This is a genomic window from Streptomyces sedi (genome assembly GCF_006335015.1).
GTDB classification, from domain to species: domain Bacteria; phylum Actinomycetota; class Actinomycetes; order Streptomycetales; family Streptomycetaceae; genus Streptomyces; species Streptomyces sedi.
The window spans coordinates 17,172-30,721 of record NZ_VDGT01000032.1 but is presented as its reverse complement, the minus strand read 5'-3'; the positions used below and the strand labels follow the sequence as shown (position 1 = coordinate 30,721).

At 73.4% G+C, this 13,550-nt stretch carries 12 protein-coding genes and 1 pseudogene; 5 read left to right on the top strand and 8 right to left on the bottom strand.

Going from position 1 to position 13,550, the window contains the following annotated elements:
* The first annotated feature begins 210 nt into the window (after positions 1 to 210).
* Positions 211 to 666: a tellurite resistance TerB family protein gene (locus FH715_RS27210; protein WP_139650027.1), complete on the top strand. Its 456-nt coding sequence runs from the start codon at positions 211 to 213 to the stop codon at positions 664 to 666.
* A gap of 42 nt (positions 667 to 708) precedes the next feature.
* Here the strand turns inward: FH715_RS27210 and FH715_RS27205 are convergent, their stop codons facing one another.
* Together FH715_RS27205 and FH715_RS29230 are read right to left on the bottom strand one after the other, a co-directional pair.
* Positions 709 to 1,644, bottom strand: a complete 936-nt coding sequence (locus FH715_RS27205) for a M56 family metallopeptidase (RefSeq protein ID WP_139650025.1) — start codon at positions 1,642 to 1,644, stop codon at positions 709 to 711.
* A 232-nt stretch (positions 1,645 to 1,876) separates the two neighbouring features.
* Positions 1,877 to 2,278: pseudogene (locus tag FH715_RS29230) on the bottom strand (BlaI/MecI/CopY family transcriptional regulator); the annotation flags it as partial.
* 123 nt (positions 2,279 to 2,401) lie between these two features.
* Between FH715_RS29230 and FH715_RS27195 the strand changes: the two are divergent.
* The 3 genes from FH715_RS27195 to FH715_RS27185 all read left to right on the top strand — a co-directional run bounded on the left by FH715_RS27195 (position 2,402) and on the right by FH715_RS27185 (position 4,343).
* Positions 2,402 to 2,977, top strand: a complete 576-nt coding sequence (locus FH715_RS27195) for a TerD family protein (protein WP_139650020.1) — start codon at positions 2,402 to 2,404, stop codon at positions 2,975 to 2,977.
* Between the two features lie 115 nt (positions 2,978 to 3,092).
* Entirely contained in the window at positions 3,093 to 3,383 is a 291-nt protein-coding gene (gene tatA / locus FH715_RS27190; protein ID WP_139650018.1) for a Sec-independent protein translocase subunit TatA, read from the top strand.
* Between the two features lie 477 nt (positions 3,384 to 3,860).
* Positions 3,861 to 4,343, top strand: a complete 483-nt coding sequence (locus FH715_RS27185; protein ID WP_246109014.1) for a peptidylprolyl isomerase — start codon at positions 3,861 to 3,863, stop codon at positions 4,341 to 4,343.
* Between the two features lie 100 nt (positions 4,344 to 4,443).
* Here FH715_RS27185 and FH715_RS27180 read toward each other — a convergent pair whose 3' ends face one another.
* From FH715_RS27180 to FH715_RS27165, 4 genes are all read right to left on the bottom strand, one after another.
* Positions 4,444 to 5,466, bottom strand: coding sequence for a hemolysin family protein (locus FH715_RS27180; protein ID WP_139650013.1), 1,023 nt, complete (start codon positions 5,464 to 5,466; stop codon positions 4,444 to 4,446).
* On the bottom strand, positions 5,463 to 6,863 hold the full coding sequence (locus FH715_RS27175; RefSeq protein WP_139650011.1) for a hemolysin family protein: 1,401 nt from the start codon (positions 6,861 to 6,863) through the stop codon (positions 5,463 to 5,465). The genes FH715_RS27180 and FH715_RS27175 overlap by 4 nt, the downstream gene beginning before the upstream one ends.
* A 249-nt stretch (positions 6,864 to 7,112) precedes the next feature.
* Positions 7,113 to 8,594, bottom strand: a complete 1,482-nt coding sequence (locus tag FH715_RS27170; RefSeq protein WP_139650010.1) for an aminopeptidase P family protein — start codon at positions 8,592 to 8,594, stop codon at positions 7,113 to 7,115.
* A 368-nt stretch (positions 8,595 to 8,962) separates the two neighbouring features.
* A complete protein-coding gene (locus tag FH715_RS27165) occupies positions 8,963 to 10,330 on the bottom strand; it encodes a PP2C family protein-serine/threonine phosphatase (RefSeq protein WP_246109013.1) in 1,368 nt (455 codons plus the stop codon).
* Positions 10,331 to 10,843: 513 nt separating this feature from the next.
* On the opposite strand from FH715_RS27165, the gene FH715_RS27160 reads away from it, so the two are divergent.
* Complete coding sequence (locus FH715_RS27160) at positions 10,844 to 11,533, top strand: bifunctional DNA primase/polymerase (RefSeq protein WP_139650031.1); 690 nt, start codon at positions 10,844 to 10,846, stop codon at positions 11,531 to 11,533.
* 209 nt (positions 11,534 to 11,742) lie between these two features.
* On the opposite strand, the gene FH715_RS27155 is transcribed toward FH715_RS27160, so the two are convergent.
* A complete protein-coding gene (locus FH715_RS27155) occupies positions 11,743 to 12,720 on the bottom strand; it encodes a DUF5926 family protein (protein WP_139650006.1) in 978 nt (325 codons plus the stop codon).
* Between the two features lie 47 nt (positions 12,721 to 12,767).
* Positions 12,768 to 13,160 (bottom strand): ATP-binding protein, encoded by a 393-nt coding sequence (locus FH715_RS27150; RefSeq protein ID WP_246109012.1) that lies wholly within the window; start codon positions 13,158 to 13,160, stop codon positions 12,768 to 12,770.
* Positions 13,161 to 13,550 lie beyond the last annotated feature (390 nt).

Sequence of the window (13,550 nt, the reverse complement as noted above, 5' to 3'; positions counted from 1 at the left end):
TCTCGCGTCGCTGAGCCGTCCACGTTCCCAGGGGCGCGGGGAACTGCGCGGGTAACCGTCCACCGGCCCGTCGGTCGACGACGCACCCGAGCCACCCGGCTCCGTGGTCGATCCGCCGCGCCGCGCCGCGACCGCGCCGCGGCCCCGCGGAACGTCCCGCCCCGTTGCCGCGTTCTCCCCGGTGCAGACTTTCTCGTCTTGGGAGTGCCAATGGCCCTGTGGGACCGCATCAAGGAATCCGCGTCCACCATGCAGACGCAGCTCAACGCCAAGAAGAACGACCTCAAGAGCGGAGCCTTCCGCGACGCGAGCATGGCGATGTGCGCACTGGTGGCGGCTGCGGACGGCTCGATCGAGCCGGCGGAGCGCCAGCGGGTCGCGCAGCTGATCTCCAGCAACGAGGTGTTGCAGAACTTCCCCGCCGACGACCTCCAGCGCCGCTTCGACGGCTATCTCAACCAGCTGATCACCAACTTCGACCTGGGCAAGATCGATGTCCTCCAGGAGATCGCCAAGGCCGCGAAGAAGCCGGCCGAGGCGCGCGCCGTCGTGCAGATCGGCATCGTGATCGGCGGCGCCGACGGCACGTTCGACGCCGAGGAGCGCGCGGTGGTCAGGGAGGCGTGCCACCAGCTGGGGCTGCCGCCCGCCGAGTTCGACCTCTGACCGGGGTCGATCTCCGACCGGGGTCGACCTCCGGGCGCCGCGTCACAGCTGGGTGGCGGCCTTCAGCACGAGGAAGAGCGTGACGGCCGCGTTGAGCGCGGACAGCGCCGACGCGGTCGTGCCCGCGGCGGCGACCAGCGCGGCCACCCCCGCCCGCGTGGTCGGCGGCGGCCAGCCGCCAGCCGGCGGCAGTGGCCGCAGCAGCGCCGCGACCCGCCGCGGCACCGGCCCGGCGGCGAAGCCGGCGAGGCCGGGCGCCGGCCGGTGCCCGACGAGCGCCGCGTGGCCGACGGCCCGCGCCGTCAGCCCGCGGTCGCCGACGGCCCGCGCCGCGTCCTCGTCGGCCCAGCGCTCCATGGCGTAGGCCGCCGCGTCGCGCAGCGGCGCGAGCAACGGGTGGGCGCGCGCCGCCAGTTCGCCGGCCAGCAGGTAACGGTGGTGGCGCCCGGCGAGATGGGCGCGTTCGTGGGCCAGCAGCGCCCGGTACTCGTCCGCGCCGAGGCCCGCCCGCATCGCCGTGGAGACCACGATCCGGCCGGGCCGCCGCAGCCCGCCGGGCACGGCGTACGCGTAGGGCCGTTCGTCCGGCAGCAGCGCCGGGTCGGCGTCGGCCGGCAGCGCGGCCAGCGCGCGGCGCAGCCGCACCCGGACCAGCGCCCGGCGGACGAGCGCGCCGCCGACGGCGAGCAGCGTCCAGCCGAGTACGGCGAGGGCCACGACGCCCAGCGCGTCGGGGCCGGGCACCGCTTCCCGCACCTCGGGATCGGACCAGCTGTCCGGCAGCGGGTTCCCCGGCAGCTGCGCGGTGCCGACGACGGCCAGCAGCACCAGCGACAGCGTGCTGCACGCGGCGAGCACCGCCGACGCCCCGGTCAGCAGCCGCGCGGCGACCCGTGGATGCGACCACTGCTCGGCGAGCCGGCCGAGCGGCAGCGCGGTCAGTGGCGCCATCAGCGGCAGCAGCACCATCCACCCCATGGCGAGCTCACTCCGCCCGCTGCTCGGGAAGCTCGGGCGGCCCCTCGGGCCAGGACGGCTCCGCCGGCCCGGACGGGTCCCCAGACCCGGACAGTCCAGGCCCGGACGGGTCCCCAGACCCGGACAGTCCAGGCCCGGACGGGTCCCCAGCCCCGGACAGTCCAGGCCCGGACGTTTCCGCGGGCCCGGACAGTCCCGGGAGGCCGGACAGCTCCGCCAGGGAGTCGGCCCCGAGCAGCCGCCGCAGCAGCTGCTCGTCGTCGGGGGAGAGCGCGGTCACGAAGCTGGCCAGCACCGCGTCCCGGTCCTCCCTGCCCTCCAGCACCCGCCGCATCCGCAGCGCGGCCAGCCCGGCCTCGTCGGCGGCCGGCGTCCACAGGAACGAACGCCCGGAACGCTCGCGGCGCACCGCGTGCTTCTCGTGCAGCCTGGTCAGGATCGTGATCACCGTGCTGTAGGCCAACGCGTCCGGCAGCCGTTCCCGTACCCAGCCCGCCGTCACCGGCCCCTGCGCCAGCCGCAGCGTCGCCAGCACCTGGGCCTCCAACTCGCCTCGGCCGCGCTTGCGCTGGCCGGGCCCCGGTTCCGCCGTCGTCGCCAACGCCACCACTCCCCACTGCCGCCCGGGGGTCATCGTAACGACGTGCGGGTATGCCCCGTTGAGGGCCGTCACCGACCTTCTACAGTGTTGTAGATTTTCGGGGAGCGCCCACGGTGCGCCGGGGCGGGGGCAGAACAGCGAGTTCAGGAGGAGAACGTGGGAGTAACCCTTTCCAAGGGAGGCAACGTCTCGCTGACGAAGGAGGCGCCGGGGCTGACCGCCGTCATCGTCGGCCTGGGGTGGGACGTGCGCACAACCACCGGCACCGACTACGACCTGGACGCCAGCGCCCTGCTCTGCGGGGAGAACGGCAAGGTCGTCTCGGACAGCCACTTCGTCTTCTACAACAACCTGACCAGCCCGGACGGTTCGGTGGAGCACACCGGCGACAACCTCACGGGCGAGGGTGACGGAGACGACGAGTCCATCAAGATCAACCTGGCGACCGTGCCGCCCGAGATCGACAAGGTCGTCTTCCCGGTCTCGATCCACGACGCCGACGCCCGCCGGCAGAGCTTCGGCCAGGTGCAGAACGCGTTCATCCGCGTGGTCAACCAGGCGGACGGCGCCGAGATCGCCCGCTACGACCTGAGCGAGGACGCCGCCACCGAGACGGCGATGATCTTCGGCGAGCTGTACCGCAGGGGCAGCGAGTGGAAGTTCCGCGCGGTCGGCCAGGGCTACGCCTCGGGCCTGGCGGGAATCGCCAGCGACTTCGGGGTGAACGTCTGACGGGGTCCCGGTGCCCGGAAAGGTTGCCGGGGAGGGACTTCTGTTCTCTTTACCTCCGACGCGCTACCGTGGCGGAAGGTGCGGAACCTGCTGAATCGTCCTCGGAGGTTGGACCATGGGCCAGATCGGACTCAAGGAGCTGCTGCTCCTCGCCGTCATCGTGCTGGTGCTCTTCGGGGCCAAGCGCCTGCCCGACCTCGCCAGGTCGCTCGGCAAGTCGGCGCGCATCCTCAAGAGCGAGACCAGCGCCATGAAGTCCGAGGGCAAGGAGCCCCAGGCCGGCGACAGCGGCACCGCGCAGCCGGAGGAGACCCCGGCGCCGCGCACCATCCAGGCCGCGCCTGGGGACGTGACGAGCGCCCGCCCGGTCGACGAGCCGAAGCCGACCAGCCAGCAGCAGAGCTGAGCCGAGCGGGCCACCGTCCGCGGTTCCCCACCGGCCAGCGTCCACGCCCCCGACCTCAGGTCGGGGGCGTCTTGGCGTGGCCACCGCCCCTCCCCGTCGGGGGGCCGACCGCGCACCTGTCCCGGTGGGACACCCGTGGGGCATGATGATCCTGTCGCGTCGTGTTTCCGCCGCGACCCCTGATCCGCGCACCACTCCGATCTCCGCACCACCCTGATGAACGGCACGACCCTGTCCCCCCAGACTGAAAGGCACGTGATGAACCGCACTCCCCGGCGCCTGGCCACGGCGCTGCTCTGCCTCGGGCTGCTGACCGCGTGCGGTTCGGACTCCGACGACGACGAGGGCGGCCAGGACAGCAACGCCACCCCCTCCGACGAGGCCACCCCCTCCGACGAGGGCGACGCCGCCGACCAGGGAGGCGAGGGCCTCGCCGGCCCCGCCGGGGCCGAGCCGACGGACGCCACCAGCGCCACCCTGCACACCAACAGGGGCGACATCGCGCTCACCCTCTTCCCCGAAGAGGCCCCGCTGACCGTCACCAACTTCGTCGGCCTCGCCGACGGCTCCCTCCCGTGGGAGGGCCAGGAGGACGGCGAGCCGCTCTACAACGGCACCATCTTCCACCGCGTCATCGACGGCTTCATGATCCAGGGCGGCGACCCCGAGGGCACCGGCATGGGCGGCCCCGGCTACCAGTTCGAGGACGAGTTCGACTCCGGCCTCGGCTTCGACGAGCCCTACCTGCTGGCCATGGCCAACTCCGGCCCGGGGACGAACGGTTCGCAGTTCTTCGTGACCGTCGCCGAAACCCCGCACCTGGACAACCTGCACACCATCTTCGGTGAGGTCGCCGACGACGAGAGCAAGGCCGTCGTCGACTCCATCGCCACCACCGAGACCGGCGCCAACGACAAGCCGGCCGAGGACGTGGTGATCGAGTCGATCAGCGTCGGCTGACCGCGCCCCCGCCCGCACCGCGCACGACAGAGGGCCGTGGCCTCCCCCGGGGGAGACCACGGCCCTCGACCGTTCGGCCCTTACCGCTCCGGCCGGCCGCTCAGGCCGCCGGCTGCGGCGCCATCAGCCGCACCAGCAGGTCGTCGAGGCTGATCAGCCCCGTCAACCCGCCGTCGGCGTCCCGCAGCACCGCGAGCGAGGCGCGGCGCTGCCGCAACTGCTCCACCGCGAAGTCCACCGTGTCGTCGGCGGTCAGCTCGGGAACGGGCCTGGCCAGCTCGCCTGCGGTCACCCGCTGGCCGCGTGCCCTGGCCACCACCGCGTCCCTGGCGTGCACCGAGCCGACGACCCGCTCGCCCTCCACGACCAGCAGCCGGGTGTGGTCGCTGGCCGAGGCGACGGCCAGGATCTTCTCCACGCTCGCGGAAGGCGCCACCGAGACGATCTCCCGCGCCGGCACCCGGAAGGCGCCGACCGGCGACTGCGGCTCGGTCAACGACCGCGTGATCAGCCCCGAGTCCGCCTCGCTGATCAGCCCGAGCCGCTGGGACTCGACGACCAGATGCGTCAGCTGCTCCCGGTCGTGGACGCTGGCCAGCTCCTCGCGCGGGGTCACCCGGCAGAGCCGGACCAGCCCGTTGCTGATCTTGTTCAACACCCAGATCAGCGGCCGGACCGCCCGCACCAGCGCGCGGAACGCGGGCGCCAGCAGCATCGCCGACTGCTCGGGGTGCGAGATCGCCCAGGACTTGGGGGCCATCTCGCCGATCACCATGTGGAGGAAGACCACCACGAACATCGCCAGCAGGAACGCGATGCCGTACGAGAGCCCGCTCGGCAGGCCCAGGCTGTGCAGCACCGGGTCCACCTCGTGGGAGATCGCCGGCTTCGAGATGCTGCCCAGCCCCAGCGTGCAGGCGGTGATGCCCAGCTGGGCGCCAGCGAGCATCAGGGACAGCTCGTGCATCCCGGCGAGCGCCGCCTTGGCGCCGCGCCGACCGTCGGCGATCGCCGCCTCCACCCGGTGCCGCTTCGCGGCGACCAGGGCGAACTCGGCGGCGACGAAGAAGCCACTGCCGATCAGCAGCAGCACCGTGATCAGGGCCGCCATACCGGGGCTCATGACGGCTGCCCCTCTCGCTCACGCGCGGGCACGGTCTGCTCGACCACCCCGACCCTCTCGACCTCGCCATCCACCGTCGGCTCCGGCTCGGCGGCCGAGGACTCCAGGCGTATCCGGGCGGGGACCCTGCGGTCCAACGCCAGCACCTCCAACGTCGCCCGCCGGCCGTCGACCAGCGTCACCTCGATCCGGTCCCCCACCTCGGGGAACCGGCCGCAGTGCTCGATCACCAGACCGGCGACGGTCTCGAAGGACTCGTCCTCCGGCAGCGGTATCCCGGTGGCCTCGGCCACCTCGTCCACCCGCCGGCCGGCGTCGACCAGCCAGCCGTCGCCGTCGCGCACCGCCAGCTCCTCGACCAGGTCGCTCTCGTCGGCGATCTCGCCCACCAGCTCCTCGGCGATGTCCTCCAGTGTGACGATGCCGGCGAGCCCGCCGTACTCGTCGAGGACCACGGCGAACTCCTCGCCCGCCGCCTGCATCTGCTCCATCGCGCCCGGCAGCGGCAGCGTGTCGGGCAGCAGCACCGCCCGCCGCGCCAGCGCGCCGGCCGTGCGCTTCGCGATCCGCTCCGGGGTCAGCCGCATCAGCTCGCGGACCCCGACCACGCCGACGATGTCGTCGATCCGGTCCCCGATCACCAGGTAGTGCGTGTGACCGTGGTCGCTGATCAGCTCCACCACCTCGGCGGCGGGGGAGGCCGAACGCACCGAGTTCACCTCGACGCGGGGCACCATCACCTCGGCGAGGGTCCGCTCGGAGAACTCCAGCGCGTGGTCCAGCAGCTCGGCCGTGGCACGCGGCAGCTGGCCGTGCTCGTGGGACTCGTCGATCAGATGCCCCAGCTCCTCCAGGGTCGCCCCGTGGTGCAGCTCCTCGACGGGCTCGATGCCGACCCGGCGCAGCAGCCGGTTGGCCGAGGCGTCGAAGACCCGGATCAGCGGCCCGGCGAGCCGCAGATACGCCAGCGTCGAGGCGGCCAGCCCCTTGGCCAGCCGCTCCGGCACGGCGAGCGCCATGTTCTTCGGAGCCAGCTCGCCGAGGACCATCTGGATGGCGGTGGCCAGCGCGAAGGCCAGAGCCAGCGCCACACCGCTGACGGCGGCCTCGGGCACGCCGGCACCGGTCAGCATCGGATCCAGCATCGCCGCGAGCGCCGGCTCCGCGAGGAAGCCGACGATCAGACCGGTGACCGTGATCCCGAGCTGCGCCCCGGAGAGCATGAACGAGAGCCGCTCCTGCACCTTCATGGCGCGGGCGGCCCGCTTGTCGCCGTCGGCGGCCTCACGGGCGAGGGCCAGCCGGTCGGCCGCCACGTAGGCGAACTCCTGGGCGACGAAGTAACCGGTACCCGCCGTCAACACCAGAACGGCGAGTAGACCGAGTGCGGCACTCAACTGACACCACCTCGCCGTGTGCCGCGATGCCTCAGATGCGGGCGAGGTGGTCTGGGACTATGACTATGCCCGTCAGGGTCCGTCGATTGGGCGGACACGAGCTCTCCTTCCAGGGGGTGCTGACTCGGTCAACGCGTACCCGCGCGTCCGTGTTCCCAGGCTGTACCCCAAATGGCCCTCTTGACACCTGCGGGTTGTCTTGGGTGGGTCTCGCTCAACCCCACGGCTCGTCGGCGCCGCCCGCGCCGCTCATCCGCGCAGCTCGGCCATCCACGCCTCGACGTCGTCCGACGTGCGGGGCAGCGTCGCCGACAGGTTCACGTTGCCGTCCTCGGTGACCAGGATGTCGTCCTCGATCCTGACCCCGATGCCCCGGTACTCCTCCGGCACGGTCAGGTCGTCCAGCTGGAAGTAGAGGCCCGGCTCGACGGTCAGGCACATGCCGGGCTCCAGGGTGCCGTCGGCGTAGCTCTCCCTGCGGGCCGCGGCGCAGTCGTGCACGTCCAGGCCCAGCATGTGGCCGGTGCCGTGCAGCGTCCAACGGCGCTGGAGCCCCAGCTCCAGAACGCGCTCCACCGGCCCCTCGACCAGCCCCCACTCCACCAGCCGCTCGGTCAGCACCCGCTGGGCCGCCTCGTGGAAGTCCCGGTACTTGGCGCCCGGCCGCACGGCGGCGATACCCGCCTCCTGGGCCGCGTAGACCGCGTCGTAGATCTTCCGCTGGAGGTCCGAGAACCGGCCGTTGATCGGCAGCGTGCGCGTGATGTCCGCCGTGTACAGCTCGTTGGTCTCCACGCCGGCGTCCAGCAGCAGCAGGTCGCCGTCGCGCACCGCGCCGTCGTTGCGCACCCAGTGCAGCGTGGTGGCGTGCGGTCCGGCCGCGCAGATGGAGCCGTAGCCGACGTCGTTCCCCTCCACGCGGGCGCGCAGGAAGAAGGTGCCCTCGATGTACCGCTCCGAGGTCGCCTGGGCGCGGTCCAGCACCCGCACCACGTCCTCGAAGCCGCGCGCCGTCGCCGCGCAGGCGTGGCGCAGCTCGGCGATCTCGAAGTCGTCCTTGACCAGGCGCATCTCCGAGAGAAAGACCCGCAGCTCCTCGTCCCGCTCGGCGGTGACCTTGTCGGTCAGCGCCGCCTCCACGCCGGAGTCGTGCCCGCGCACCTGCCGCACCGGCCCCTTCGCCTCGCCCAGCACCTCCGTGACGGTGCGCACGTCGGCGACCGCCACGCCGTACAGCCGCTCGGCCTCGCTGAGGCTGGTGCGCCGGCCGACCCACAGCTCACCCTGGCCGCTCAGCCAGAACTCGCCGTTCTCCCGGTCGGAACGCGGCAGCAGATAGAGGGTGGCCCGGTGCCCGCTGTCGCCGGTGGGCTCCAGGACGAGCACCCCGTCCTCGGTCTGGTCACCGGTGAGGTACACGTACTCGACGCCGGCGCGGAACGGGTAGTCGGTGTCGTTCGAGCGCGTCTTGAGCCGCCCGGCCGGGACGACCAGCCGTTCGCCGGGGAACCGCGCCGACAGCGCGGCCCGACGGGCGGCGGTCTGCTCGGCCTGCGGGACGGGGGCGAGGTCGGTGCGCTCGGTGTCGGCCCAGCCCTGCTTCATGTTCTCGGCCAGCTCGTCGGAGACGCCCCTGGCGACGCCGTTCTTCCGCGCCTTGGCCGCGGTCTCCGTCTTCTTCCCGGACTCCTCGGCCGCCGACTCCGCCGTCGCCGCCTGCTCTTCCGCCACCTCGGGCCTCCTCCACGGCGCCCCGCGCCGCGCTCACGCTGCTCCAGTACCTGGCCGATTTCCATCGTAGGACGGTGACCTCGGCAGCGACAGCGCCTTCCCGGCCCAGTTCAGCGGCCCCCATCCACCAACGCACCCGCGCCGACGCCCACCCCAGGGGCGGGGGGAACTGCGCGAGCAACCCCGACGCACACCCGCACCCGCCCACGTACCCAAGCCCACGCCCACCCCAGGGGCGCGGGCACCCGCACCCGCCAACGCGCCCGCGCCGACGCCCACCCCAGGGGCGCGGGAAACTGCGCGAGCAACCCCCACACACCCGCACCCGGCAACGCACCGAACCCCGCCCCCACCCCACCCGCCCCACCTCAATCGAACCGCGCCGCCAACAACACCGTGTCCCCCGCCACCCCCGAGGCCCCCACCCCCGAGGCCCCCGCGGCCTGAGCGCCCCCGCCCCCGGGCAACGCACGCAACAGATGGTCCAGCAGCGCCTCCGGGTCCGCCCGGGCCGCGGCCGGCGCGGAGAGCGCCGCCGTCCGCAGCCCGGCGAACGCGCGGTCCAGCGGCCCGCCGACCCGGCGCAGCAACCCCTCCGTGTACAGCAGGACCGTTTCACCGGGTGCGAGTTCCAGCTCGACGCTGGGCGCCTCCCAGCAGCTCAGCATGTTCAGCGGCGCGGAGAGCGCCGTCTCCGCGTACGTCGCGTGCCCCTCCCCGAGCACCAGCGGCGGCGGGTGGCCGGCGGAGGCGAGAACGAGCCGGCGGGTGGCCGGTTCGGCGTAGCCGAAGAGCGCGGTGGCCGGCCGGCCCGGTTCGGTCAGCCGGAGCAGCAGCTCCAGGTCGGACAGCACGGCCACCGGGTCCTCGCCCTCCATCACCGCGTACGCCCGCAGCCCGGCCCGCAGCCGCCCCATGGCCGCGAGCGCGGCCGGTCCCGCCTCCGAGGCGGCGCCGACGGCGAGGCCGAGCCCGCCGTCCGGCAGCGGCAGCACGTCCCAGCAGGCCGGGCCGCCGCGCGGCGCCGTCCGCTGTCGCGCGGCCAGCGTGACCCCGGCGACCCTGGGCAGCCGCGCCGGCAGCAGGCCGTCCCGCACCACGGCCAGCGCCTCGCGCGCGTGGGCCAGCTCCCGGCGGCCGGCGATGTGCCCGGCGGCGTGCCGCAGATAGCGGGCGAGCAGCCGCCGTTGGCGCGACTCCGGCTGGCCGGGCCGGTCGAAGAGCCAGAGCGCGGCGCCGAACGGGTCGCCCGCCTCGGTGGTGAGCGGCAGCGCGTAGCTGGCGGCGCAGCCGGTACCGGCCGCCACCGCGCGGTGGCGCGGGTGCAGCCCGTCGGCGGTGGCGAGGTCGGGGTGGCCGATCTCACGGAGGGGTTCCTCGTCGTCGATCAGCCGGGTGTGGCATGCGGAGGCGCGGGGGACCGTCTCCCACTGGCCCAGCTCGGCGCGTTCCAGGCCGAGGCCGATCAGCCGCTCGGCGCCCGGCGGCCGGCCCGTCTCGTGCGGCCCGCGCAGGGCGAGCAGTCCTCGGCGCGCGCCCAGGAGTCGTGCGCCGGCGCGCAACGTCTCCTCGACTGCCTCACGGAGCGTGCTGGTGCGCCCGATACGCTCGGTGAGCTCCTGGAGGACGGTGAGGTCGGAGATCCACCCCGCGAGCCGGACCTCGGCGGTGTCGGGGGGACGCCCGGGGCCGGCGGGGCCGGTGTTCCTGGACGGGGGCGTGGGAGTGTGCGACACCGGGGGGAACGGGCGGTGGATTCCGGCCACTTTCGGTGACGTCCACGAGGGTGGGGTGCTCATGTGCGAGGGCTTTCGTCGGGGCGCGTGTGGCGCCGCCGGCCGCCGGTCCCCGTGGCCGTCCGGTCGAAGGGCCTGGCCCGGGGCACGCGGCGGACGTGGTGTCCTGGGGTGTCCTGCCGCGTCGGATGATGCCCAGGTGTCACCGGCGTTCGGTGCGCGACAGGCCGAGCCGTGATCGGTTTGGCGAGAAGTGGCGGAGATTGGCGAAAAAAGGCGGGCACATGATCCGGCGCGGGGTCCACTGAGGCCACCCACCTCGGACGTCGGGTTGAACGACGCGGGTGCATACTGGGTACATATCGGAACTGCTCGTCCCGTTCCGACGTCCTACCGGAAGAAGGCGGCCAGGGCGATGGCCCGCCGCCGGTTCGCCAGCGCGACCCGCTACGTACGGTGATCTGAGTTCCACGTGAGGCCAATGTGACCCGCGAAGGAAGGGAACGGGCGCTGATGCGCGAGATCCTCGGAGAGCGACGCACCAACGAAGACGACAACGGCCTGGGCGGCGACGCCCGTTGGGCCGACCTGGGCCCGGCCCTGCGCGACGCGGCTCTCGACTGCGCCGCCCGCGGCTGGCCGGTGCTGCCCGGCGTGGGCTCCGCGCCCGACGGGAGCTGCCGCTGCGCGCGCCGCGACTGCCCGGTGCCGGGTGCCCACCCGGTCGATCCCGAGCTGCTGGCGGCCACCGGCGACTCCCGCATGACGCGCTGGCGCTGGACGGCCAGGCCCGGCGCCCCGATTCTGCTGGCCACCGGGGGAGGCGCCCCGTGCGCGGTGAGCCTGCCCGCCGTCGCGGGGCCCGGCGCGCTGGCCGCGTTGGACGCCGAGGGGCTCGGCGGCGGCCCCGTGGTGGCGGCGCCGACGCGCTGGGCGCTGCTGGTGCGGCCCTACGCGCTGCCCGAGCTGGGCGAGCTGCTGCACGCGCGGGACGAGGTGCCCAGCTCGGTGCGGTTCCACGGCGAGGGCGGCTATCTGCCGCTGCCGCCGTCGGCCTTGGGCAGGGGGCCGGTGGCCTGGGTGCGCGAGCCGGCGCCGGTCGGTGCCGCGGAGGGTTCGCTGCCGGGGATCGCCGAGCTGATCGACGTGCTGGTGGCGGCCGGTCGCGGGGCACCCGACCAGGGCAGCCGGCTGACCTACTGAGCCGCGAGCGGGCCGCGGGGGACGGCGGCTCCGGGCAGCAAAAGGACCCGATCGCTGGCGACGGGGGATGCACCAGCGACCGGGCCCACTTGAAAAGGTAACAAGTCATCGGGGATTCGCAAATCCCGCGATGGCGGCCCCCGGGCCTAACTCGCGAATTCCTCGGCGAGTTGTGACTGGAATCACTCGCGCGGGGGCGGGCTCGCGCGTCAGTTCAGGGTGATCTGACGGTTGGTGAGCCCGCTGCGCGCCCGCCGTTCGGCGGCCGAGAGCGGCGTTTCCGAGGCCAGCGCCTCCGCCAGCCGCTCGCCGAAGGCGGTCGCCGGCTTCTCGCACTCCTCAGCGCCCATCCCGCGCGGCAGGTCCCACACCGGAACGGTCAGCCCGTGCGCGCGGAACGAGCCCACCAGCCGCGTCTCCTCGCCCAGCGACGAGGCGCCGGCCGCGTGCAGCCTGGCCAACGCGTCCAGCAGCGCGTCCTCCGGGTGCGCCATGACCCAGCGCAGGTGGTTGCGCTCCGGGGTCTCGCACCAGTAGGCCGCGTCGACGCCGGTCAGCCGGGCGGTCGGGGTGGCGGCCTCGTTGGCGCGCTCCAGCGAGGCGGCGACGTCCGGGGTCGCGGCCCGCGCGTCGTCCAGCCAGAACTCGAAGCCCTCGCGCACCTCGGGAACGAAGGGCGCGCCCAGGTCCAGCAGGTCCTGGAGGCGCGGCCCCTCGGGGTCGGTGCGGCCGGCCGGGACCGGGTTCCCCGGCTCGGTGGTCAGCGCGCGGCCGAGCACGTCGGCCAGGTCCCTGCTGAGGTCACCGGTGGCCGTGTCGTTCTGGATGGCCAGCAGCACCGAGCCGTCGTCGCGGCGCAGCGCGGGCCAGGCCATCGGCAGCACCGTGCCCAGGGTGACGGACGGCACGTCGGCCGGCAGCCCGTCCTTCAGGGTGAGCGGCGCGGTCGCCGCCGGCACCAACTCGCGCAGCGCGACCCAGTCGCACTCGCCCGGCAGGCCCTCGAAGGGGCGGCGGACCAGCTCGGTCGCCGCCTGCGCCGCGGCCCGGCCGTGGCACGCCTTGTAGCGACGGCCCGAGCCGCAGGGGCAGGGCTCGCGCGCGCCCACCGCGGGGACTTCTCCCGAGGTGGCTCCGGGCCTGGTCGCGGCGGCGTTCTGGGGGTGTTGACGGCGCTTCTTCGCCATGACGGACGGCTCTCCTGCGTGCGTTGGGCTCTGGTCGTCCGGCGAGCCTAGCTTCCCGGCGCCGCGAGGACCGCCCAGACGGTGACGGCGGAGCCGGCGCCGGACTCGCGCACGCCCCAGGAACGGCAGAGCGAGGTGATGATCGTGAGCCCCCGACCGCCCCTGGCCGTCACGGAGGGGGAGCTGAGCCGGGGCCTGGTGGGGCCGCCGCCGTCGGTGACCGAGATGGTGACCGAGCCGTCGGACTCCTGGCACCATCCCGCCCTGATCGACTGCCCGTCGTCCAACGGGCGTGCATGTCGGTAGGAATTGCTGAGGAGTTCGGAAAGGATCAACATCGCATCATCGATGATCGTTTCCTCGGCGCCATTCTCGCGCAATTCAGATCGCAATCGTCGTCGTGCGACACCCACGCCGGTCGGGCCATGGAGCACCGCCATTGACGACGTCCTTGGCACTTGCTGTGTGACCACGAACGCCACCCCCGGAACCTCCTTTTGCCCCACGCCACAGGATCGATGCCCTGTGAGAACACGCCGGAAACCGGGCATGTGACATCCGTTGACGTACTCGTAATGATCGGATACGAAGCGAATGCGTCGGGCCACACGGGGTGAGAATCCGGGATCAACGCGGATCAACATGTGTGGTGTCCGAGGTGGGGAGCGAGCGTTCCCTGACGCCTCTTGGCGTTACCTGACGTTGTTTGCTGTCGCCCGTTGTTGTCCGATGTTTCGCGATGTTGCTCGCATGATGCGTGATGTTCGCGGGCGTTCCGAGATGTTGCGTGGCGTTCCACGGTGTGCGCGATGTGGACCCCGTGGGGGGCC